The organism is Rubrivivax rivuli (assembly GCF_004016505.1).
GTDB lineage: Bacteria > Pseudomonadota > Gammaproteobacteria > Burkholderiales > Burkholderiaceae_C > Rubrivivax > Rubrivivax rivuli.
This window is the reverse complement of the sequence record NZ_SACR01000001.1, coordinates 733,503-754,287: the sequence shown is the minus strand read 5'-3', so window position 1 is coordinate 754,287 and position 20,785 is coordinate 733,503. Positions and strand designations below refer to the sequence as shown.

At 70.8% G+C, this 20,785-nt stretch carries 22 protein-coding genes; 4 read left to right on the top strand and 18 right to left on the bottom strand.

What is annotated here, in order from left to right; translation table 11 throughout:
• Positions 1 to 16: 16 nt before the first annotated feature.
• The 6 genes from atpA to EOE66_RS03205 form a co-directional block, all read right to left on the bottom strand.
• Complete coding sequence (atpA, locus tag EOE66_RS03230) at positions 17 to 1,570, bottom strand: F0F1 ATP synthase subunit alpha (protein ID WP_128227219.1); 1,554 nt, start codon at positions 1,568 to 1,570, stop codon at positions 17 to 19.
• A gap of 54 nt (positions 1,571 to 1,624) precedes the next feature.
• Positions 1,625 to 2,167 (bottom strand): F0F1 ATP synthase subunit delta, encoded by a 543-nt coding sequence (locus EOE66_RS03225; protein ID WP_128227218.1) that lies wholly within the window; start codon positions 2,165 to 2,167, stop codon positions 1,625 to 1,627.
• A gap of 1 nt (position 2,168) precedes the next feature.
• Entirely contained in the window at positions 2,169 to 2,639 is a 471-nt protein-coding gene (locus EOE66_RS03220) for a F0F1 ATP synthase subunit B (protein ID WP_128227217.1), read from the bottom strand.
• A 117-nt stretch (positions 2,640 to 2,756) separates the two neighbouring features.
• Complete coding sequence (atpE, locus tag EOE66_RS03215) at positions 2,757 to 3,020, bottom strand: F0F1 ATP synthase subunit C (protein WP_007830191.1); 264 nt, start codon at positions 3,018 to 3,020, stop codon at positions 2,757 to 2,759.
• A 94-nt stretch (positions 3,021 to 3,114) separates the two neighbouring features.
• A complete protein-coding gene (atpB, locus tag EOE66_RS03210) occupies positions 3,115 to 3,966 on the bottom strand; it encodes a F0F1 ATP synthase subunit A (protein ID WP_128227216.1) in 852 nt (283 codons plus the stop codon).
• Between the two features lie 21 nt (positions 3,967 to 3,987).
• Positions 3,988 to 4,494 (bottom strand): ATP synthase subunit I, encoded by a 507-nt coding sequence (locus EOE66_RS03205; RefSeq protein WP_128227215.1) that lies wholly within the window; start codon positions 4,492 to 4,494, stop codon positions 3,988 to 3,990.
• A 160-nt stretch (positions 4,495 to 4,654) separates the two neighbouring features.
• Here EOE66_RS03205 and EOE66_RS03200 point away from each other — a divergent pair, with 160 nt between their 5' ends.
• A complete protein-coding gene (locus tag EOE66_RS03200; RefSeq protein ID WP_128227214.1) occupies positions 4,655 to 6,835 on the top strand; it encodes a protein-disulfide reductase DsbD family protein in 2,181 nt (726 codons plus the stop codon).
• A 16-nt stretch (positions 6,836 to 6,851) separates the two neighbouring features.
• Complete coding sequence (locus EOE66_RS03195; protein WP_128227213.1) at positions 6,852 to 7,478, top strand: thioredoxin family protein; 627 nt, start codon at positions 6,852 to 6,854, stop codon at positions 7,476 to 7,478.
• A 61-nt stretch (positions 7,479 to 7,539) separates the two neighbouring features.
• Here EOE66_RS03195 and EOE66_RS03190 read toward each other — a convergent pair whose 3' ends face one another.
• The 5 genes from EOE66_RS03190 to EOE66_RS03170 form a co-directional block, all read right to left on the bottom strand.
• Positions 7,540 to 9,162, bottom strand: coding sequence for a glycerol-3-phosphate dehydrogenase/oxidase (locus EOE66_RS03190; protein WP_128227212.1), 1,623 nt, complete (start codon positions 9,160 to 9,162; stop codon positions 7,540 to 7,542).
• A gap of 99 nt (positions 9,163 to 9,261) precedes the next feature.
• Positions 9,262 to 10,170 carry an SMP-30/gluconolactonase/LRE family protein gene (locus EOE66_RS03185; RefSeq protein ID WP_128227211.1) on the bottom strand — a complete coding sequence of 303 codons (909 nt, stop codon included), beginning with the start codon at positions 10,168 to 10,170 and terminating at the stop codon, positions 9,262 to 9,264.
• On the bottom strand, positions 10,167 to 11,021 hold the full coding sequence (locus EOE66_RS03180) for an aldose 1-epimerase (RefSeq protein WP_128227507.1): 855 nt from the start codon (positions 11,019 to 11,021) through the stop codon (positions 10,167 to 10,169). Before EOE66_RS03180 ends, EOE66_RS03185 begins: the two co-directional genes overlap by 4 nt.
• Positions 11,022 to 11,065: 44 nt before the next feature.
• Positions 11,066 to 11,590, bottom strand: a complete 525-nt coding sequence (locus tag EOE66_RS03175; RefSeq protein ID WP_128227506.1) for a GNAT family N-acetyltransferase — start codon at positions 11,588 to 11,590, stop codon at positions 11,066 to 11,068.
• Between the two features lie 2 nt (positions 11,591 to 11,592).
• Positions 11,593 to 12,279 (bottom strand): cytochrome b/b6 domain-containing protein, encoded by a 687-nt coding sequence (locus EOE66_RS03170; protein WP_128227210.1) that lies wholly within the window; start codon positions 12,277 to 12,279, stop codon positions 11,593 to 11,595.
• A 176-nt stretch (positions 12,280 to 12,455) separates the two neighbouring features.
• Here EOE66_RS03170 and EOE66_RS03165 point away from each other — a divergent pair, with 176 nt between their 5' ends.
• Positions 12,456 to 12,908: a c-type cytochrome gene (locus tag EOE66_RS03165; RefSeq protein ID WP_128227209.1), complete on the top strand. Its 453-nt coding sequence runs from the start codon at positions 12,456 to 12,458 to the stop codon at positions 12,906 to 12,908.
• Positions 12,909 to 12,933: 25 nt separating this feature from the next.
• Here EOE66_RS03165 and EOE66_RS03160 read toward each other — a convergent pair whose 3' ends face one another.
• Genes EOE66_RS03160 through EOE66_RS03140 form a run of 5 tightly spaced genes read right to left on the bottom strand, consistent with a single transcriptional unit; the run spans position 12,934 to position 17,311 of the window.
• A complete protein-coding gene (locus EOE66_RS03160; protein ID WP_245478876.1) occupies positions 12,934 to 13,623 on the bottom strand; it encodes a VOC family protein in 690 nt (229 codons plus the stop codon).
• Entirely contained in the window at positions 13,620 to 14,456 is an 837-nt protein-coding gene (locus EOE66_RS03155; RefSeq protein ID WP_128227208.1) for a PhzF family phenazine biosynthesis protein, read from the bottom strand. The genes EOE66_RS03160 and EOE66_RS03155 overlap by 4 nt, the downstream gene beginning before the upstream one ends.
• Positions 14,457 to 14,469: 13 nt before the next feature.
• Entirely contained in the window at positions 14,470 to 15,645 is a 1,176-nt protein-coding gene (locus EOE66_RS03150; RefSeq protein ID WP_128227207.1) for an aminotransferase-like domain-containing protein, read from the bottom strand.
• Positions 15,642 to 16,376, bottom strand: coding sequence for an aspartate/glutamate racemase family protein (locus EOE66_RS03145; RefSeq protein ID WP_128227206.1), 735 nt, complete (start codon positions 16,374 to 16,376; stop codon positions 15,642 to 15,644). Before EOE66_RS03145 ends, EOE66_RS03150 begins: the two co-directional genes overlap by 4 nt.
• Positions 16,373 to 17,311 (bottom strand): DMT family transporter, encoded by a 939-nt coding sequence (locus EOE66_RS03140; RefSeq protein ID WP_128227205.1) that lies wholly within the window; start codon positions 17,309 to 17,311, stop codon positions 16,373 to 16,375. The genes EOE66_RS03145 and EOE66_RS03140 overlap by 4 nt, the downstream gene beginning before the upstream one ends.
• A gap of 73 nt (positions 17,312 to 17,384) precedes the next feature.
• On the opposite strand from EOE66_RS03140, the gene EOE66_RS03135 reads away from it, so the two are divergent.
• Complete coding sequence (locus tag EOE66_RS03135) at positions 17,385 to 18,806, top strand: aminotransferase-like domain-containing protein (RefSeq protein ID WP_128227204.1); 1,422 nt, start codon at positions 17,385 to 17,387, stop codon at positions 18,804 to 18,806.
• Positions 18,807 to 18,809: 3 nt separating this feature from the next.
• Here the strand turns inward: EOE66_RS03135 and EOE66_RS03130 are convergent, their stop codons facing one another.
• Complete coding sequence (locus EOE66_RS03130) at positions 18,810 to 19,094, bottom strand: hypothetical protein (RefSeq protein WP_128227203.1); 285 nt, start codon at positions 19,092 to 19,094, stop codon at positions 18,810 to 18,812.
• A gap of 20 nt (positions 19,095 to 19,114) precedes the next feature.
• A complete protein-coding gene (locus tag EOE66_RS03125; protein WP_128227202.1) occupies positions 19,115 to 20,656 on the bottom strand; it encodes a DUF4331 domain-containing protein in 1,542 nt (513 codons plus the stop codon).
• Positions 20,657 to 20,785 lie beyond the last annotated feature (129 nt).

The window sequence follows — 20,785 nt, the reverse complement described above, 5'->3', positions numbered from 1 at the left end:
TCCTTGGTCAGGCTGCTTAGGCGAAGGACTTCTTGAACGCGGTGATCGCGCCAGCCAGTTCTTCTTCCGCGCCCTTGTCCATGGCCTTGTCGTTTTCCAGCTTGGCCAGCAGGGCAGCGTGGCTGCTCTTCAGGTGCTGGTGCAGGCCGTGTTCGAAAGCCAGGACCTTCTTGACGTCGATGTCGTCCAGGAAGCCCTTGTTCACCGCGTACAGCGTGGCACCCATCAGGCTGATGGGCAGCGGGCTGTACTGGGCCTGCTTCAGCAGTTCGGTCACGCGGGCACCGCGGTCGAGCTGCTTGCGGGTGGCGGCGTCCAGATCGGAAGCGAACTGCGCGAATGCGGCCAGTTCACGGTACTGGGCCAGGTCGGTACGGATACCGCCGGACAGGCTCTTGATCAGCTTGGTCTGGGCAGCACCACCGACGCGCGACACCGAGATACCGGCGTTGATGGCGGGGCGGATGCCGGCGTTGAACAGGCTGGTTTCCAGGAAGATCTGGCCGTCGGTGATCGAGATCACGTTGGTGGGCACGAAGGCCGACACGTCACCGGCTTGCGTTTCGATGATGGGCAGTGCCGTCAGCGAACCCGTCTTGCCCTTGACTTCACCCTTGGTGAAGGCTTCGACGTAGTCGGCGTTCACGCGGGCGGCGCGCTCCAGCAGGCGGCTGTGGAGATAGAACACGTCGCCGGGGTAGGCTTCGCGGCCCGGCGGGCGGCGCAGCAGCAGCGAGACCTGGCGGTAGGCCACGGCCTGCTTGGACAGGTCGTCGTACACGATCAGGGCGTCTTGGCCGCGGTCGCGGAAGTACTCGCCCATCGTGCAGCCCGAGTAGGCGCTGACGTACTGCATGGCGGCCGACTCGGAAGCCGACGCAGCCACGACGATGGTGTACTCCATCGCACCGGCTTGCTCCAGCGCGCGCACCACGTTCTTGATGGAGCTGGCTTTCTGACCGATGGCCACGTACACGCAGGTGACGTTCTGGCCCTTCTGGTTGATGATGGTGTCAATGGCCACGGCGGTCTTGCCGGTCTGGCGATCGCCGATGATCAGCTCGCGCTGGCCACGACCGACGGGCACCATCGCGTCGATGGACTTCAGGCCGGTCTGCAGCGGCTGGTCCACCGATTTACGGGCGATCACGCCCGGCGCCACCTTCTCGATGACGTCGGTCATCTTGGCGTTGATCGGGCCCTTGCCGTCGATGGGCTGGCCCAGGGCGTTGACCACGCGGCCGATCAGCTCGGGGCCGACGGGCACGGACAGGATGTTGCCCGTGCACTTGACGGTGTCGCCTTCGGAGATGTGCTCGTACTCACCCAGAATCACCGCGCCCACCGAGTCACGCTCGAGGTTCAGCGCGAGGCCGTAGGTGGCCTGGCCGCTGGCCGTGGCGGGGAATTCCAGCATTTCGCCGGCCATCACGTCGGACAGGCCGTGCACACGCACGATGCCGTCGGTGACGGACACGACGGTGCCCTGGTTCTTGATGTCGGCCGAGACGGCAAGGCCTTCGATGCGGCTCTTGATCAGCTCGGAAATTTCTGCGGGATTCAGGTTCATGCTTTTCTCCGAAGGGCATCAGGCGGCGACCGCCCCAATGACCGAATGGGGTCGTTACGCGGTCAGCGCAACCTTCATCTGTTCAAGACGGGCCTTGACGCTGGTGTCGAGCACCTCGTCACCGACCACGACGCGCACACCACCGATGAGCTCGGGCGCGAGTTCCACCTTCGCATTCAGCTTCGCGGCAAAACGCTTCTCCAGCGTCGCCACCAGCTCGGCCAGCGCAGCGCCTTCGATGGGGAAGGCGCTCTGGATCAGGGCGTCCGACACACCGGTGCTGCCGTTGACCAGCGCCTGGAACTGCGTGGCCACCTCGGGCAGGGCCGAGAGGCGGCCGTTTTCCAGCACCGCCTGCAGCAGGTTGGCCAGCTTGACGTCGAGCGCCAGGCCCTTGCTCACGGCGATGCCGGCGATCAGGTCGAAGACCTGCTGCGACGTCACCTTCGGGTTGTCGGCGAACTGGCGCAGGCCCTCGTCGGCGGCCAGGGCCGCCAGCGAGTTCAACTGCGCCTTCAGCGCCTGGGCGTCACTGCCGCCGACAGCCTTGAACAGGGCGTCGGCGTAGGGGCGCGCGATCGTCGCCAGCTCGGCCATGTCAGAGCTCCGCCTTCAGGCGACCCAGCAGGTCGGCGTGCACCGAAGCGTTGACTTCCTTGCGCAGGATGGCTTCTGCACCCTTGACGGCCAGACCGGCCACCTGCTCGCGCAGGGCTTCGCGGGCCTTCACCGACTCTTGCTCGGCTTCGGCGCGCGCCGCAGCGATGATCTTGGCCGCCTCTTCGGACGCGCGGCCCTTGGCTTCCTCGATCATCTGCTGCGCCAGGCGCTCGGCATCGGCCAGGCGCTTGTTGGCGTCGTCGCGGGCGGCCGAGAGCTGGGCTTCCACGCGCTTGTTGGCGGCGGCAAGCTCTGTCTTGGCCTTGTCAGCGGCGCTCAGGCCATCGGCGATCTTCTTCGCGCGCTCGTCGAGCGCGGTGGTGATCGGCGGCCAGACGAACTTCATCGTGAACCAGACCAGGATCGCGAAGACGATCATCTGGATGATGAGGGTGGCGTTGATGCTCAATTCATGCCTCGCACAGGTCAGACTCCTTCCAAGCAAACGCCACGGAACCGGCTTTGCCGGGCCGTTGGCGTTGCCCCTTTGAGGGGAGCGGCGTCAGCCGCTTCGGGGTGGTCTTGTTTACTTCGGCAGGTTGGCGATCTGGGCCAGGAACGGGTTGGCGGTGGCGAACCACAGCGCGATACCGGTGCCGATGATGAAGGCCGCGTCGATCAGGCCGGCCAGCAGGAACATCTTGGTCTGCAGTTCGCCCATCAGCTCGGGCTGGCGGGCAGCCGATTCGAGGTACTTGCTGCCCATGATGCCGATGCCGATACAGGCACCGACGGCACCCAGACCAATGATCAGGCCGGCGGCGAGGGCGACAAAGCTGATGACTTCCATTTTTTGCTCCAGAAAGGACAGTGAGGGGAAAGAGAGAGAAAGGGAAAAACGAACGAGAGAAACGAACCAGAAAACGAGGGATCAGGCCGCCGACTCAGTGCGCGTCATGGGCTTGGCCCACGTACACCAGCGTCAGCATCATGAACACGAAGGCCTGCAGGGTGATGATCAGGATGTGGAAGATGGCCCACACGCTGCCGGCGATGATGTGGCCGATGGCCAGGCCGATGCCGGTGGCCGACAGGCTCCAGGCACCGCCCATCAGCGCGATCAGCATGAAGATCAGTTCGCCGGCGTACATGTTGCCGAACAGCCGCATGCCGTGCGAAACGGTCTTGGCGACGAACTCGATGAGCTGCATCGCGAAGTTCACCGGGTACAGGAACCACTTGTCGCCGAAGGGCGCCGAGAAGAGCTCGTGCACCCAGCCGCCGAAGCCCTTGATCTTGACGTTGTAGAACAGGCAGATCAGCAGCACGCTCACCGACAGACCCATCGTCACCGACAGGTCGGCGGTGGGCACCACGCGCTGGTAGTCGGGCATGCCCATGGCGGGGCCGGCCACGTGCCAGATGGCGGGCAGCAGGTCGACCGGCAGCAGGTCCATCGCGTTCATCAGGAAGATCCAGACGAACACGGTCAGCGCCAGCGGGGCCACCAGCTTGCGGCTGTTGGCGTTGTGCACGATGCCCTTGGCCTGGCTGTCGACCATCTCGACCAGCAGCTCCACCGCAGCCTGGAAGCGGCCCGGCACACCCGAAGTGGCCTTGGAGGCGGCGCGCCACAGGAAGAAGCAGCCCACGATGCCCAGCAGCGTGGCCCAGAAGATGGAGTCGAGGTTGAAGACCGAGAAATCCACCACCGCCGTCTGCTTCTGGTTCTGCAGATGCTGCAAGTGGTGGACGATGTACTCGCCTGCGGTCGGCGCTTTGCCTTCGGCTGCCATGTTTTTGATCGTCCCGTGTGCTTAGCGACTGACTTTGCGGCCGCGCCATGACAGCGCCAGCCAGTAAACCTTCATGCACAGCACCAGGCCCACCAGCAAAGCTGGCCAGCTCAGGGGCTGCACGAGTTTCGGCGCCAGCGCGAGCATGGCCAACGAAACCGCAATCTTCACTGCTTCCCACAACATGAAGCTGACGGCGCTGGCCGCTGGCGACATGCTGGAAAGCCGGCTGGTCATGCCGCGCGCCATCAAGGCGCCCGGTATCACCACCGTGGCGGCGCCGTAAAGCGCCGACCACCCTGCATCGGAGCGGCCCGTGATCAGCAGCGCCAACAGCGCCACCACCCCACCGACCGCCGCCTGCACACCGATGACCCGCCACGGCGAGAGTGGTGGGTCGATGGCGCGCAGCGCTTGGGCTTCCTCCCTGCTCAGCGGCTGGAACTTCTTCTGCCCGGCCGCCGTGCCTGCTGCCTCGTTTTCTTCATCGTCCCAGCGGTCGTTCCGGGTGTGCCGTTCGATCGCCATAGTCGAGTGAGGTCAGCAAAGCCTCGGAATTATACGAAGAAACCCGCACGCCCCCAAAAGGGGCTCTTGCAGAAGCCCGCCAGCGCCGGGGGCGGGGCCCCGCGCCGACAATGCGTGCTCCTGCGGAACCCGTGGCGCCCGAGGGCGTCGAACCCGGCCCATGAAGACCCCCAGCGCCATGCGCCCTTCTTTGCTTTCCCGGCTGTCGCCCCTGTGGGCCGCAGCGCTCTGGCTGTGCAGCCTGCAGGTCGCGCAAGCGCAGACACCCAGCGCCACTGTCACCACGCCCCAGGTCAAGGCCGAGCTCGTGGCGCATGCGCCCGAAGGCGTGACACCGGGCAAGCCCATGTGGCTGGGCCTGAAGATCCAGCACGCCCCGCACTGGCACACCTACTGGAAGAACCCAGGCGATTCCGGCCTGCCCACCACGATGGAGTGGCAGCTGCCGGCGGGCGTGCAGGCCGGCGACATCGAGTGGCCCACGCCGGCCAAGCTGCCGCTGGGCCCGCTGCTGAACTTCGGCTACGAGGGCACGCTGCTGCTGCCGGTGCCCGTGACGGTGCCCGCCGGCTTCAAGGGCGACACCCTCGAAGTCAAGCTGCGCGCCGACTGGCTGGTGTGCAAGGACGTGTGCATCCCCGAGGGCGGCGACTTCGTCCTGCGCGTGCCGGCGCAGGCCGCCACGGCCGGGCATGCCGCGTTGTTCGAAGCCGCGCGCACGGCGCTGCCGCAGCCGGTGAACGGCAGCCAGGCCAGCGCCCGCATCGAGCAAGGCGCGCTGGTGCTGCAGGTCAGTGGCTTGCCCGCTGCCTGGCAAGGCAAGGCCATTGCCTACTTCCCCGAGACCACGGGCGTGATCCAGAACGCTGCCAAGCCCGAAGAAAAGTGGGACGGCGGCACCTGGACGGCCCGCGTGCCGCTGGACCCGCAGCGCACCGAATCGCCGGCCACGATGCCCAGCGTGCTGGTGGCCGAAGGCGTGCCCACGGGCGTGCAGGTGCAGGTGGCGGTGCAGGGCCCTTGGCCGGCAGCCACCGCGGCCCCCGCCACGCTGCCGCCACTGGTGGACGCCGCACCCGCGGCCGCAGCCGCCGGGGGCGCGCCTGCAGTCGCCGCCACCAGCCTGGGTTGGGCCCTGCTGCTGGCGCTGCTGGGCGGTGCACTGCTGAACCTGATGCCCTGCGTCTTCCCGGTGCTGTCGCTCAAGGTGATGGGCTTTGCCAGCCACGCGCAAGACCGCCGCGCGCTGCTGGCCGGCGGGCTGGCCTACACGGCCGGCGTGGTGTTGTCCTTCGTGGCGCTGGCCGGCCTGTTGCTGGCACTGCGCGCCGGCGGTGAACAGCTGGGCTGGGGCTTCCAGCTGCAGTCGCCCGCGGTGGTGGCGGCGCTGGCCGCGCTGTTCACGCTGATTGGCCTGAACCTGGCCGGCGTCTTCGAGTTTGGCTCGGTGCTGCCGAGTTCGCTGGCCGCGGCCCGCGCCCGCCACCCGGTGGTGGATTCGGCGCTCACCGGCGTGCTGGCCGTGGCCGTGGCTTCGCCCTGCACCGCGCCTTTCATGGGCGCCTCGCTGGGCCTGGCCGTCACGCTGCCCACGGTGCAGGCGCTGAGTGTCTTCGCGGCCCTGGGCCTGGGCATGGCGCTGCCCTACCTCGCCGCTAGCGCCTGGCCGCGTGTGGCGCAGCTGCTGCCGCGGCCGGGGGTGTGGATGTCGCACTTCAAGACGCTGATGGCCTTCCCGATGTTCGCCACCGTGGTGTGGCTGGTGTGGGTGCTGGGCCAGCAGGCCGGCATCGACGGCGTGGCCGCCCTGCTGCTGCTGCTGGTGGCGCTGGCCTTCGCGGCATGGGCCCTGGGCTCGCCGGGGCTGGGCACGGCGGCGCGGCGCGGCTTCGGCACGGCGGCGGTGCTGCTGGTCGCGGCCACGCTCTTCTGGGCCGGCCCCAGCCTGCGCCAGGAGGCCGTGGCCTCGCCCGGCGCGGTGGGCAGCAGCGACGGCTGGCAGCCCTGGTCGCCCGAGCGCATGGCGCAAGCCCGCGCCGAAGGCAAGCCGGTGTTCGTCGACTTCACCGCGGCATGGTGCGTGACCTGCCAGTTCAACAAACGCGGCGCGCTGGCCAACAGCCAGGTGGTGCAGGCCTTCGACGAGCGCCAGGTGCTGCGCCTGCGCGCCGACTGGACACGCCGCGACCCCGCCATCACCGCCGAGCTCACGCGCCTGGGGCGCAGCGGCGTACCGGTCTACGCGCTCTATGCCCCTGGTGCCGCAGGGCCGCGGCTTCTGAGCGAAATTCTGTCCGTCGACGAAGTGCGCACCGCGCTTCAAACCCTGCCGAAACCCTGAACCCAGGAGCCCCGACATGCTGAACCTCAAGCTCGCCGCCACCACGCTGGCCGCCTTCGCGGTCCTCGGCTTCGCCGCCGGCAATGCCGCGGCCACCGCCACCGTGGGCCAGCCCGCACCGGCCTTCACCGCCACCGACGCCAGCGGCAAGACCGTCTCGCTGGCCGATTTCAAGGGCAAGCACGTGGTGCTGGAGTGGGTGAACCCCGGCTGCCCCTTCGTGGTGAAGCACTACAAGAGCCAGAACATGCAGGGCACACAGAAGGAGGCCACCGCCAAGGGCGTGGTGTGGCTGGCCGTGAGCTCCACAGCGCCTGATTCGAAGGACTACAAGAAGCCCGCGGAGCTGGCGCAGTGGATGCAGGGCGAAAAGGCCGCCGCCACCGCCACGCTGATGGACGACGACGGCAAGATCGGCCGCGCCTACGGTGCGCGCACCACGCCGCACATGTACATCGTCGACCCGGCAGGCACGCTGGTCTATGCGGGTGGCATCGACGACAAGCCGAGCTCGAACCCGGCCGACATCCCGGGCGCGAAGAACTTCGTCAAGGCCGCGCTGGCCGAGACACTGGCGGGCAAGCCGGTCACGCAAGCCAACACGCGGCCTTACGGGTGTTCGGTGAAGTACAGCAGCATGTGACACGCACGGCCTGCGGGCCGAGCCAACGCGAGACGGGGCCGGCAGGCCCCGCTTCACTTTCTCAAGGCATCTGCTGGTACTGCGCGGCCAAGGCCAGGAAGCTGGTGGTGTCCGCCGCTGGCCCCGCGCCGAGTTCCTCGGCCACGATCTCGGCCACGGGCGCGGCCAGACGCGCCGCCTCGGCCGCGTCCAGAAAGAGCAGCCGGCATCGCCGGGCCAGCACGTCCTCCACGCTGCGCGCCAGTTCGTGGCGCACGGCGAAACGCACCATCGCCTCGCTGAGCGCACCCCGGCCGGTTTCGGCGTCGCGCCACAGCCAGCGGTCGGCGCCGGGCAGGCTGCGCAGGCGCGGCGCTTCGCTGCCATAGAGGTGCTCACCTGGCGGCTCGCTCAGCGGCCGGCCGGGTGCGGCGCCCAGCAGCCGCAGCGTCGCTGTGGCACCGGCCGGGCGCTGCGGCAGCAGGCCGCGGGCCATCGCCTGCTGCAGCACGTCTTCGGCCATCGCGCGGTAGGTGGTCCACTTGCCGCCCGTCACCGTGACGAGGCCGGAGGCGTCGACCAGCACCGTGTGTTCGCGCGAGAGCGCCTGCGTGCGGCCTGTCTCGCCCGGCCGGGCGGCTTGCGGCTTCACCAGCGGGCGCAGGCCCACCCACACCGAACGCACGTCGCTGCGCTGCGGCGCGCGTGCCAGGTAGCGCCCGGCTTCGTCGAGGATGAAGGCCACTTCTTCGGCAAAGGGCTGCGGCTCGCGCGCGAGGTCGCTGCGCGGCGTGTCGGTGGTGCCCAGCACCGTCTTGCCCAGCCAGGGCACGGCAAAGAGCACGCGGCCGTCGGCCGTCTTGGGCACGAGCAGCGCGTGGTCGCCGGGCAGGAAAGCGCGGTCCACCACCAGATGCACACCCTGGCTGGGTGCCACCAGCGCGGGCGGCGCCGCGTCTGCCGGGGCAGAGGTGGTGGCGGCGGCGTGGTCCATGGCGCGGATGCCGTCGACCCACACGCCGGTGGCATTGACGACGCAGCGCGCGCGCAGGGCGATGGACGAGCCCGTCTCGCGGTCCTGCACCTGCAGGCCGCGCACCTGCCCGTTCTCGTGATGCAGCGCCGTGACGCCGCAATGGTTGAGCACCAGCGCGCCGCGGGCCAGCGCGGTGCGCGCCAACAGCAGCGCCAGGCGTGCGTCGTCGAACTGGCCGTCCCAGTAACGCACACCGCCTTGCAGCGCCATGCCTTCCAGGCCGGGGCTCACGCCGGGCAGCAGGCCGCGCGTGCGCGCTGCGCCCAGCCACTCGGTGGCACCCAGGCCCTGGCGGCCGGCGAGCGCGTCGTACATCTTCAGGCCGGCACCGTAGAAGGCGCGCTCCCACCACCGGTACGCCGGCATCACGAAGGGCAGGCGCGCCGCCACGTGGGGCGCGTTGTGCAACAGCGCCGTGCGTTCGTGCAGCGCCTCGCGCACGAGGCCGATGTCGCCCTGGGCCAGGTAGCGCACGCCGCCGTGCGCCAGCTTGGTGGCGCGCGAGGAAGTGCCTTGCGAGAAGTCGTGCGATTCGAGCAGCACCACGCGCAGGCCGCGCACGGTGGCGTCCAGCGCCACGCCCAGGCCGACGCAGCCGCCGCCGATGACGGCGAGGTCCCAGTCGTCGCCAGCCCGCAGGCGGGCGAGCAGTTCGGAGCGCTCAGCCATGCCCACGACCCAGCTTCCCGCCGCGGAACCGGCTCCGCCGGGCCGCTGGCGGGCGGCCCCCCTGGGGGGTAGCGAGCGCCAGCGAGCTTGGGGGCCCGTTCACTTGGCGAAGTTCACTGGCAAGCCGGGCACATCCACACGCAGGCTCAACACGCAGCCCGCCAGGGGCTGCGCGGCCAGTTCTTCGGCCGGGCGCCCCGCGCGTGCGGTGGTCAGGTAGAGCGTTCGCAGGTCAGGCCCGCCGAAGCAGGGCATCGTGGCGCAGCGCACCGGCAGCGGCAGTTCAGCCAGCAGTTCGCCGGTGGGGGCGAAACGCAGCACGCGCTGGCCCTCGAACATCGACGTCCAGTAAGCGCCCTCGGCATCCACCGCGGCGCCGTCTGGGCGGCCGCCGTAGAGCGCCAGGTCCTGCCCGGGCACCTTGGGCGCGAATTCGGCGAAGACCCGCTCGCGGGAGCGGCTGCCATCGCTGCCGTCGAAATCGCAGACGTGGATGCGGTGGCTGCCGGTGTCGCTGCGGTACATCGTGCGCCCATCAGGGCTGAAGGCCAGACCGTTGCTGACCGCGATGCCGCCGACCAGGCTTTCCAGTTGGCCATCGGCCCACCGGTACAGCGCTGCCACCGGCTGGCGCGCGTCGTCCAGCGCGCCCACCCAGAAGCGGCCCTGCGGGTCGGCCTTGCCGTCGTTGAAGCGCTGCCTGGCGGGGTCATACGGCGGTGCGGCGAGCGCGCGCCGTGCACCGGTTTCGGTGTCGAAGTGCCACAGCCCGTCGCGGCAGGCCAGCAGCAGGCCGCCGCCGGGGCGCGGCGCGCAGCAGCCCGGCTCGCTGGGCAGCGGCCAGTGCGTGTGCGCCTCGCGCGCCGGCACCCAGCGGTGCAGCGCATGGCCGGGAATGTCCACCCAGTAAAGGGCCGCCTCGTCGGGGTGCCAGAAAGGCGATTCGCCCAGCAGCGAGGGCGGCACCGGCAGGGCCGTCCAATCCTGGGCTTCGTGGCGGCGCGTCATGGGGTGGCCTGGGCGATGTCGAGCTGCATCCAGCCTTCGCAACTGCCCCCCGGGGGCACGGCCTGCAGCCCGTGGGCCAGCGGGTCGGCCATCTGGATGGCGTTGCTGACGTGGCTGACCGGCTCCACGCAGTGGTAGGGCTTGGTGGCCGGCGTGAAGATCACGAGGTAGGGCAGCGACGAGGTCAGCGTCAGCGACAGCGCTTCGTCGCGCAGCAGCGCCGGGCCCTGCCAGCCGCTGAAGCAGTGGTCGAAGTTCATGCCCGAGGTCGGGCCGTCCAGCGGCGCCTGCACCACGTGCTGCGTGGGCAGGCCCACCGCGTCGCTGTCCCAGCGGCCCTGCACGTGGATCTGCAGGTGGCTGTGGTCGCGCTTCGGAAAATACGGGTGCCAGCCCAGGCCCACGGGCTGCGCCTGCGGCGCATCGTTGGTGAAGTGCAGCGCCACGCGCAGCCCCGCAGGCGCGAGCGCGAAGCGCTGGCGCAGCGTGAAGGCGAAGGGCCAGTGCGCATCGGGCGTGTGCACGTACTGCAGCTCGGCCTCGGTGGCGCTGTGCGACAGCACCGTCCAGGCGCGCAGCCAGGCCACGCCGTGCACCGAGTGCGGGTTGTCGTCGAAGTTGGCGGCGGTGGTGTGGGCCTGGCCCTGCCACTCGAAGCGGCGGTAGCCCACGCGGTTGCTGTAGGGCACCAGCGGGTAGCAGCCCGACAGGCGCGCGCTGGCCAGCTCGGCCGGCTCGGTGCTGCGCAGCACCGGCACGCCCGCGTGCCACAGGCCGGCGATGGCGCCGCCGAGGTCGGGGCGCAGGGCCAGGCGCAGGGCACCGGCCTGGAGTTCGAGCGAAACGGTGATGGTGGTCTCCCAGCTGAAGAAGAACGGGGGTGGCCGCAGCAGCCCTACCAGCGTGTGCCGGGCGCGTCGAGCTCGGCCTTGAGGTAGTGCGCGCCAGCGATGGGGTTGTAGTAGTAGGGCGGGATCTCTTCGAAGCCCAGGCTGGCGTAGAGGCCGCGCGCGGCTTCCATGTCGTCCAGCGTGTCGAGCAGCAGCGTGCTGTAGCCGGCCTGCGTGGCCACGTCCATCAGCTGCTGCGCGAGCAGGCGGCCCAGGCCGAAGCGGCGGAAGGCACGGCGCACGTACAGGCGCTTCATCTCGCAGGCGTTGGGGTAGTCGACATCGGCCAACGGGCGCAGCGCCACACAGCCGGCGGGGGCACCGTCCACCAGCGCCAGCAGCAGGGCGCCGCCGGGCGCGGCGTAGTCGCCGGGCAGCGTGGCGAGTTCGGTCTCGAAGTTCTGGAAGCACAGGTCCACGCCCAGGTGCGCAGCGTATTCGCGGAACAGCTCGCGCACGGTGTCCAGCTGTGCCTGGCTCTGCGCCGGCAGCAGTTCGACCTGCGGCGCCGGGTCTTCGGGTGCAGCCATGCTCATGAACCCTGTTTCGACACCCACCAGGCCAGCGCCCCACAGGCCGCCAGCAGCACCGCAGCCAGCGCGCGCGGTGTGCGGCCGTCGGCGCTGGCCGGGGTGTCGGGGGGCAGCGACTTGTCGCCGTTCAGCATCGGACGCACGAGGTTGATGCGCTTCTTCACGAGGTAGAACACGATGGCCAGCACGTGCAGCGCCACCAGGCCCAGCACCATCCACTGGCCCCAGGTCTTGTGCCAGCTGGTGGCGGCCAGCGAGTTGTCGGTGCTCACCAGCATGAACAGCGGGCCCTGGTGGGCGATCTCGTCATCGGCCACCAGGCCCGTGCCCAGCTGCACCGCCAGCACCGCCAGCAGCGCAAAGACGGAAAGCGCGCCCGTGGGGCTGTGGCCGACGTCCAGCCGCTCCTGCGGAGCGGCGCGGCCCTGCAGGTAGCGCCACAGGGTGGTGGGCGCGTAGACAAAGCTTGCGAAGCGCGACCAACGCCCGCCCACCAGCCCCCACAGCACCCGGAAGGCCAGCAGTGCCAGCACCACGTAGCCGAAGCGGAAGTGCCAGACCATCGCGCCGCCGCCGATCTTGGCGCTGATGACGGAGCCGGCCACCGCCAGCGCCAGCCCCCAGTGGAACAGGCGCGTGGGCAAGTCCCACACGCGGACGGGCTGAAGGACGGCTGGGGTGTTCATGAGAAGGGCTCGCACCGGGCGGCACGGCGGGCTGCGGACAGATGCAACCATAACAAGAGTGCGCGGCGATGTCGGCACGGGCGGGTCTCCGTACACTCAAGCTTGGCGTCAGCTGCCCGTCTTGCGGGCCGCGGCTGCCAGCCGACCCACGATCCACCCGCACGGAGTGCTCACGCATGCAACGTCTTCTTCTCACCGCCGCCGCGGCCGTTCTCGGCCTCGCCACCGCCCTGCCGGCAGCCGCGCAGTTCCAGAAGCCCGAAGACGCGGTGAAGTACCGCAAGGCCGGCTTCACCGTGATGGCCGCGCACTTCAGCCGCCTGGGCGCGATGGCACAGGGCCGCGTGCCCTTCGACGCCGCCACCGCGCAAGCCAACGCCGAGATCGTGGCGCAGATGTCCAAGCTGCCCTTCGCCGGCTTCGTGGACGGCACCTCGGGCACCGAGAAGGGCGCGCCCAAGGCCAACGTGTGGAGCGACCGCGCCAAGTTCGATGCCGGCGCGAAGAAGCTGCAGGACGAAGCCGCCAAGCTCGTGGCCAGCGCCAAGACGCTGGACGGCCTGAAGGCGCAGTTCGGCCCGACGGCCGGCACTTGCAAGGCCTGCCACGACGACTTCCGCAACCCCTGAGCTCGCCGGCCGCAGGCCGGTGGGCTCAGGCTGCGCTGTGCAGCGTGACTTCGCCCGTCGGCGTGCGGATAACGGCGCTGAGAGCAGGTCCTTCCTCGCGGTGCGCAACACCGCGCAGCCGCAGCACTTCGCGGGCGCGCGGGGGCAGGCCATGCAGCGACAGCGCCTGCAGCGCCAGGCCGCTGTCGGGCATGGCCTGCGTGGGGTGCGGGCCGCTCCACTGGATCAGCGTCGGCAGCGCGCCGCCGCACAGCAGCGTGCCGTCGGGCCGCAGCAGGATCTGCCATTCCAGCCGGCCCGCGGGCGTGTCGCGGCCGGCCTTCACCGGGTCGCCCGGCTGGTGGCCCACGGTGATGAGGCCCCAGCGGTGCATGTCGAGCATGGCGCTGCGCGCCACCACGTGCACCAGCGCCGGCGTCTGCGCGATGCGCGCCTGCAGCGCGGGTTCATCGAGCCCGAACCAGCGCGGGCGCTCGGGCGGTGGCGCCTCGGGGTCGATGGCGATGATCTCCAGGTAGCTGTGCGGGAAGGCCGCGCTGCCCAGGTTCAAGAGCCGGTTGTGCGTGCCCATCAGCGCATGGCGGCCGCCGGGGCCGGGCGTCACACCCAGCGTGGCTTCGCACCAGGCCACGCCTTGTTCCAGCGTGGCAGCGGCCACCACCAGGTGGTCGACCGCGGTGGCCGCGCCGGTGATGACCGGTGCAAGCTCGCTCACAGCACGACCTCGCCTTCGATCACCGCAGCCACATCCCCGCCGATCCACAGGTCGCCGGCTTCGTCGCGCTGCACGTGCACGCGGCCGTCGCGGCCCAAGGCCGTGCCCTGCGCGGCCACGTAGGCCGGCGGCGCCAGGCCGGCACCCACCAGCCACTGCGCCAGGCCGGCATTCAGGCTGCCAGTGACGGGGTCTTCCGGCACGCCCAGGCCGGGCACGAAGGCGCGCACCTCGAAACGCGCGTCGTGGCCCGCAGGCTGCGCACCCACCAGGCCCAGCTTCACGTTGCCCAGCACGGCCCAGTCGGGCTTGACAGCCAGCACCTCGGCGGCCGAACGCAGCATCAGCGCGCACCAGCCGGGGCCGTTGTCCACCCACTGGTGGCCCAGCACGTCGGCCGCGCGCAGGCCCAGGGCGGTGGTGATGCGCTGCAGCAGCTCGGGCTCCAGCGGCCCGGTGCGGCGCAGCGGCGGCGCCGCGAAAGCCAGGCGCGTGCCGTCGCGCTTCACGCGCACCAGGCCCACGCCGCATTCCTGCACCACCACGTCGCTGCGCTGCGGCTGGCCGCCGGCGGCCAGCCAGGCCCAGCAGCTGCCCAGCGTGGGGTGGCCCGCGAAAGGCAGCTCACCGCCGGGCGTGAAGATGCGCACGCGGTAGTCGGCCTGCGGGTGCTCGGGCGGCAGCAGGAAGGTGGTCTCGGACAAGTTCGTCCAGCGCGCAAACGCGGCCATCGCGGCATCGCCCAGGCCCTGCGCGGCATGCACCACGGCCAGCGGGTTGCCCTTCAGCGGCACCGCGGTGAAAACATCGACCTGATGAAAACGGCGGCGCATGGGCGGGTGTCTCTCAGGCCGCCGCCAGCACGCGGCCGAGCGCGGCCACGGCGGTTTCGATCTGCTCGGGGCTGGCCGTCACGAAGCTCAGGCGCAGCGTGTTCGCGTGCCCGCCGTGCGGGAAGAAGGTGCTGCCCGGCACGAAAGCCATGCCGGCTTCCACCGCGCGCGGCAGCAGCGCCGTGGCGTCGATGTGCACGGGCAGTTGCAGCCAGAAGAACATGCCGCCCACCGGCACCTGCCAGGTGGTGCCGGCCGGCATGTGGCGGTCGAGCGCGGCGCTCATGGCGTCGCGCTGGCGCTTGTAGCGCGCGCGGATGGTGGGCACGTGCTCGCGCAGGAAGCCGTCTTTGATCACCTCGAACACCACGCGCTGGTTGAAGCCCGGCGTGTGCAGGTCGGCGGCCTGCTTGGCCTGCAGCAGCTTGGGGTAGATCGCTTTTGGCGCCACCACGTAGCCCAGGCGCAGGCCCGGGGCCAGCACCTTGGAGAACGAACCGAGGTAGATGGCGCCGCCGCCCTCGCCGACGCCAGCGCGCGCGCTCAGCGGTGCCGGCGGCGGGGCGTCGAACCACAGATCGCCATACGGGTTGTCTTCGACGATGGGCAGGCCGGCCGCGGCGGCGGCGTCCACCAGCGCGTGGCGGCGCTCGGCGCTGACGCAGCGGCCGCTCGGGTTCTGGAAGTTGGGCAGCAGGTAGACGAAACGCGCGCCGCGGGCCGCCAGCACGGCCTCGGGGCGCGGACCTTCGCCATCACCTTCCAGCGCATGGAACTCGGGCTCGTACGGCGCAAAGGCCTGCAGCGCGCCCAGGTAGGTGGGCGACTCCACGGCCACGGTGCTGCCCGGGTCGATGAGCACCTTGCCCACCAGGTCCAGGCCCTGCTGCGAGCCGGTGGTGATGAGCACCTGGCCCGCCTCGCACTGCAAGCCCTGGCTGCCGAGTTCGGCGGCCACCCACTCGCGCAGGGGCCCCAGGCCTTCGCTGGCGGCGTACTGCAGTGCCTCGCGCGGCTGCTCGCGCAGCACACGCTCGGTGGCCACGCGCATCGCTTCCACCGGGAAGGTGTCGGCCGAGGGCAACCCACCCGCCAGCGAAACGATGCCCGGGCGCTCGGTGATCTTCAGGATCTCGCGGATCGTGCTCGGGTTCAGCCGCTCGGCGCGGCGGGCCAGTTGCCAGCTCATGGGGTCTTCTCTCCGTAGGAAGGCGCGACGATAGCGCCCTGCAGCATCCAGGCCACGGCCGCCTGGGCGTGCAGCGCGGTGGTGTCGAACACCGGCAGCGGGCTGCAGGCGGCGTCGATCAGCAGCGTGATCTCGGTGCAGCCCAGGATGACGGCCTGCGCACCCTGCTGCTGCAACTGCTCGATCAGCGCCACCACCTGCGTGCGCGAGGCCGCGTGCACCTGGCCGCGGCAGAGTTCGTCATAGATCACGCGGTGCATCAGCGCGCGGCCGGCGTCGTCGGGCACCAGGCACTGCACGCCGAAACGCTGCGCCAGGCGCTGCCGCACGATGGCCGGGTCTTCCATCGTGTAGCGCGTGCCCAGCAGCGCCGCGCGCTGCACGCCGGCCTGCTGCAGCGCGGCGCCGGTGGCGTCGGCGATGTGCAGCAGCGGCAAGCCGCTGCCGGCTTCCAGCGTTTCGGCCAGCTTGTGCATGGTGTTGGTGGCCAGCACCAAGGCTTGCGCACCGGCCTGCCGCAGGCCGACGGCCGCGGCCGTGAGGTGGCGCGTGGCCTCGGCCCAATCCTGCGCGGCCTGGCAGGCGGCGATGGGCGCGAAATTCACGCTGTGCAGGCGCAGATCGGCGCTGTGCAGGCCGCCCAGGCGCTGCGCCACGCCCTGGTTCAGCAGCCGGTAGTACAGCGCCGTGCTTTCCCAGCTCATGCCGCCGATCACACCCAGCACCTTCATGCGGCCACCGCCTTCCCCCGCACCGGCCCCGAGACCGGCATGCGCCGGCCCAGGAACACCACCGCCATCACCGCCAGCGCGAACAGCACCGTGGCCGGCTGCAGGCGTTCACCCAGCACCGGCACGGCAAACAGCAGCGCCAGGAAGGGCTGCAGCAGCTGCACCTGGCTCACACGCACCACGCCCCCCAGGGCCAGGCCGCGGTACCAGGCGAAGAAGCCCAGCCACATCGAGAACACGCTGACGTAGAGAAAGCCGCCCCAGGCCGCCGGCGTGGCCGGCTGCACGGGCCACAGCCACAGCGCGGCCGGCAGCGTCAGCGGCAGGCTGGCCACCAGCACCCAGCCGATGACGTGTTCGGCCGGCATCGCCGCTGAAGCGCGCGCACCGGCCACGTAAGCGATGGCGCCGCACAGCACCGCCCCCAGCAAGAGGCCATCACCCGCCACCAGCCGCCCGCCGCCTTGCCAGGCCGCGAAGGCCAGCACCAGGCCGCAGCCGGCCACGGCGCAGGCCCAGAAAGCCGCTGACGGCCGCTGGCGCAGCACCAGCGCCGCCACCACCGCGGTGGCCAGCGGCAGCACGCCCGTCACCACCGCGGCGTGCATGGCGTCCACCTGGCGCAGCGCCAGGGCCAGGAAGAGCGGAAAACCCAGCACCGTGCCCGCCGCGCTGAGCGCCAGCGTGGCCCACAGCGCCCGCGGCGGCCGGGGCGCGCGCACCGCGGCGAGGTAGAGCACGCTCAGCAGCCCGGCCAGCGCGGCCCGCCCGGCAGTGACGAAGGCCGGCGGCAGCTGCGGCGCGCTGACATCGCCCACGGCCAGGCGCGTCATGGGCAGCGTCATCGCGAAGATCACCACGCCCAGAGCGCCCAGCCAGAAGCCGCGGCGCAGGGCGACGGGGGAAGGGGCGGGAGCAGCTGCAGGCGTCGGCATGCCCACAGTCTAGGGCGCGCACCGGTACAGCAGCAGTACAGTTGCCAGCACAGCCACCGCCTGTGTACTGCCCATGACGACCGCACAGCCCACACCCACTGGCGCCGCCGCCACGCTGAGCGAGCAGCTCGCCGCGCAGCTGGCGCAGCGCATCACGCAGCGCCAGCTGCCGCCGGGCGCGCGCCTGGCCTCGGTGCGCGAATGCCCACGCCAGCAACGCGTGAGCCCCAGCACCGTGGTGGCCGCCTACGACCTGCTGCAGGCGCGCGGCCTGGTGCAGGCGCGGCCGCAGCGCGGCTACTTCGTGCGCGAAGCCGCCGGGGCGCCCGCCCCGCGGACGGCGGCCCCCGCAGCCCCGCCGCGCCCGGCGCCGGTGGACGCCACGGCGCTCATCCGCAGCATGTTCCAGGCCCAGGGCGGCCTGCGGGCGCCGGGCATGGGCACGCTGCCCGAGGCCTGGCTGGATGCACCGATGCTGCAGCGCGCGCTGCGCCGCGTGTGCGGCGAACCCGAAGCCTGGCTGCGCTACGGCGAGCCGGCGGGTGACATCACGCTGCGCGAGGCCTTGTCGCAGCGCCTGCAGGCACTGGGCATCACGGCCGGCACCGGGCAGATCGTCACCACCAGCGGCGCCACGCACGCGCTGGACCTCGTCAGCCGCACGCTGCTGCAGCCGGGCGATGCGGTGCTGGTGGACGAACCCGGCTGGGCGGTGGAGTACGCGCGGCTCACGCACCTGGGCATGCGCCTGCTGCCGGTGCCGCGCGGCCACAGCCCCGATGGCGGGCCCGACCTGGCGGTGATGGAGGCGCTGATCCGCGAACACCGGCCGCGCCTCTACGTGACGGTGTCGGTGCTGCACAACCCCACGGGCGCGAGCCTCACGCCGGCGGCGGCGCACCAGCTGCTGCGCCTGGCCGAGGCGCACGGCCTCACGCTGGTGGAAGACGACACCTACGCCTGGCTGGCCCCCGCACACGCCACGCGGCTGGCACAGCTGGACGGGCTGCAGCGCACGGTCTACATCTCGGGCTTCAGCAAGATCCTGGTGCCGCAGTGGCGCGTGGGTTTCGTGGCCGCGGCGCCGGCCCTGGCCGAAAGACTCATCGACACCAAGCTGCTGGCCAGCCTGGGCACGCCGGGCCCGCTGGAGCGCGCGGTGGGCCTGTGCCTGGCGCAAGGCAGCCTGCGCCGCCATGCCGAGCGTGTGGGCGCGCTGCTCGATGCCGCGCGCACGCGCACCGTGAAGCTGGCGCGTGAACACGGCTTCAGCTTCGCGGCGCCGCCGGCCGGGCTGTTCGGCTGGGTGGACGTGGGCCACGACACCGAAGCGCTGGCGCAGACGCTGCTGGACGCCGGCTGGCTGACGGCCCCCGGCGCCCTCTTCCACACCACGCGGCGGCGCAGCACGCTGATGCGCGTGAACTTCGCCACCGCGCAGGATGCGCGCTTCTGGCGCCAGCTGCGCGCCGCGGTGCGGGCCGCGGCGCGCTGAGCTTCAGCGGATCAGCGAGGGCTCGTCTTCGTCGCTGGTGGGCGGCAGGGCCATGCCCAGCGCCACGGGCTCGCGGGTGTCGTCCACCACCAGCTGGCCGACATAGCCGTTGAACGCGGCCACGCTGGCCGTGGCGCCGGCCGGCAGCACGGTGTCGTCGACCACGGGGGCCGAGATCTCGTCAGAGCCGCCGCAGGCGGTAAGCAGCAAGGCCGCGGCACCGCAGGCCAGGGCGGTGCGCCAGGCGCGGCGCGACGCGCTGGCAGGAGAAGAACCTGGGGTCTTCATGGTGTGCATCTCCTTGCGCTTCAGCGGGTGCCCGGCAGCGGCGTGTTCAGATATGGAAAGGCCGGCAGCAGGGGCACCACGGCCTGGTCCACCGCGTCGTGCAGCCTGAAGGCGGTGGCGCCCAGCGGCACGGCAGAAGGCTTGCAGGCGGCGCCGAAGCCCAGGGCGTTGGTGTCGCCGTTGGCCATGCACAGGCCGCCCATCACCGCCACCAGCGCGATGTCGACGACGTCGTCCTTCGGCCGGCGGCCGTTGGGGAAGCCGGCGTTGTCGGTGCCACCGGCCAGGATGTTGCCGACGATGCCCAGGCGGTTCTGCTGCGCGAAGGGCACCGGCGCGATGCCCGTGTTCAGGCGCAGCATCTCGCTGGCCACCACGTTGCGCGGCTGGTTCACGCCGGCAATGCCGGTGAGGAAGGTGGTGACGAGGTCGTTGCGCGGGAAGTTGGTCGGCGCGATGTTCGGCAGCGCCAGCGCAATCTCCAGCAGGGCCGGCAGCGTCGGGTTCGTCACGTAGTCGGCGAACTGCCCGTCACCGCTGGGCTTGCTGGCGTTGAACTTGTCCTTGTCCTTCAGGCCGATGACCACCTCGTTGACCAGGGGCATGCCCAGGCGCGACACCTGCACCCAGGCGCCACCCACCTTCTCGCTGGCCTGGTGGCCCGAGGGCGGCGCGCCGTCCAGCAGGCGCGCCTGGCGCAGGCTGGCGGTGGTCCAGCCGCCGATGACGTCGTCGCCATTGGTCAGGCAGCTGCGGTGCACTTCCAGCGCCAGCGTGGTGACGTTCTTGTCGGCGATGGTGTTGGGCGCGGCGTTGATCAGCGCCGGGTCGGTGATCACGGCCACCGGGGCGTTGACGAGGTCGAAGGTCGTGCCCAGGTTCACCGCGAAGGGGTCTTGCCGCTGGCCCACGAAGAGCTTGGCCGGCTGGCTGCAGCCCGGGATGTTGACGGTGTAGATGTGCTGCGCGGCGTAGCCGGCGTAATCGGGCAGGGTCTTCACGCCGATGTTGTCGACGGGCTTGATGAAGGTGCTGCCGCCGCCGTTGGCGTTGGTGATGGCAGCGCCCGTGCCCTTGCGGCGGTCACCGCGCTTGACGGTGACGTTGAAGGTCTCGGCCAGGTTCAGCGAGGCCGAGCCCGGCGTGGTGACGGCACCAGCCTGCACCAGCGGAATGGCCACCTGCTTGCCGCCGATGTTCAGCGCCACGCCGCTGCCGCCGGCGAGTTTGTTGCTGAAGCGGAACTGGAAGCTGATGTCTTCCTTGGCGTCGCCGTTGTTGTCGATGTGGATCTCGTACAGCGCGTTGGCGTCCATCGCGAAGTAGTTCGGGCCGCCATAGGCGTCCTGCAGCGGCGCGTAGTTGGCGATCAGCGTCACGTGTTCGCTGCGGCCGGGTTCGTAGCTGCGGAACATGTAGAAGTCGGTCGCGTCCACCTTGGGGCTGGTGGTGATGAACGGGGCTTCACGGTGGCTCGATGCGAGCGCGCCACCAAAGGCTGCGGCCAGCGACGCGGCCAGGACCGAGAGCGCCGCGGCGCGGAACAGGGGCTGTGGGTGCATGAGAGGTCTCCTGAAAGGCCGATGAGGCCGGTGGGGCTGTTGAGAACGGGCCCGGCGCCGGGCACGGAAGGCTTTACGCAGCCCGCCACCGCTTGGATGCAAGGGCGTCGCGTGACAGACCGCAGCCGA

Coding starts and splice junctions, on each gene's coding strand:
- atpA (WP_128227219.1), bottom strand. CDS start 1,570: ATGAACCTGAATCCCGCAGAAATTTCCGAGCTGATCAAGAGCCGCATC.
- EOE66_RS03225 (WP_128227218.1), bottom strand. CDS start 2,167: ATGGCCGAGCTGGCGACGATCGCGCGCCCCTACGCCGACGCCCTGTTC.
- atpE (WP_007830191.1), bottom strand. CDS start 3,020: ATGGAAGTCATCAGCTTTGTCGCCCTCGCCGCCGGCCTGATCATTGGT.
- atpB (WP_128227216.1), bottom strand. CDS start 3,966: ATGGCAGCCGAAGGCAAAGCGCCGACCGCAGGCGAGTACATCGTCCAC.
- EOE66_RS03205 (WP_128227215.1), bottom strand. CDS start 4,494: ATGGCGATCGAACGGCACACCCGGAACGACCGCTGGGACGATGAAGAA.
- EOE66_RS03200 (WP_128227214.1), top strand. CDS start 4,655: ATGAAGACCCCCAGCGCCATGCGCCCTTCTTTGCTTTCCCGGCTGTCG.
- EOE66_RS03195 (WP_128227213.1), top strand. CDS start 6,852: ATGCTGAACCTCAAGCTCGCCGCCACCACGCTGGCCGCCTTCGCGGTC.
- EOE66_RS03190 (WP_128227212.1), bottom strand. CDS start 9,162: ATGGCTGAGCGCTCCGAACTGCTCGCCCGCCTGCGGGCTGGCGACGAC.
- EOE66_RS03185 (WP_128227211.1), bottom strand. CDS start 10,170: ATGACGCGCCGCCACGAAGCCCAGGATTGGACGGCCCTGCCGGTGCCG.
- EOE66_RS03175 (WP_128227506.1), bottom strand. CDS start 11,590: ATGGCTGCACCCGAAGACCCGGCGCCGCAGGTCGAACTGCTGCCGGCG.
- EOE66_RS03170 (WP_128227210.1), bottom strand. CDS start 12,279: ATGAACACCCCAGCCGTCCTTCAGCCCGTCCGCGTGTGGGACTTGCCC.
- EOE66_RS03165 (WP_128227209.1), top strand. CDS start 12,456: ATGCAACGTCTTCTTCTCACCGCCGCCGCGGCCGTTCTCGGCCTCGCC.
- EOE66_RS03155 (WP_128227208.1), bottom strand. CDS start 14,456: ATGCGCCGCCGTTTTCATCAGGTCGATGTTTTCACCGCGGTGCCGCTG.
- EOE66_RS03150 (WP_128227207.1), bottom strand. CDS start 15,645: ATGAGCTGGCAACTGGCCCGCCGCGCCGAGCGGCTGAACCCGAGCACG.
- EOE66_RS03145 (WP_128227206.1), bottom strand. CDS start 16,376: ATGAAGGTGCTGGGTGTGATCGGCGGCATGAGCTGGGAAAGCACGGCG.
- EOE66_RS03140 (WP_128227205.1), bottom strand. CDS start 17,311: ATGCCGACGCCTGCAGCTGCTCCCGCCCCTTCCCCCGTCGCCCTGCGC.
- EOE66_RS03135 (WP_128227204.1), top strand. CDS start 17,385: ATGACGACCGCACAGCCCACACCCACTGGCGCCGCCGCCACGCTGAGC.
- EOE66_RS03130 (WP_128227203.1), bottom strand. CDS start 19,094: ATGAAGACCCCAGGTTCTTCTCCTGCCAGCGCGTCGCGCCGCGCCTGG.
- EOE66_RS03125 (WP_128227202.1), bottom strand. CDS start 20,656: ATGCACCCACAGCCCCTGTTCCGCGCCGCGGCGCTCTCGGTCCTGGCC.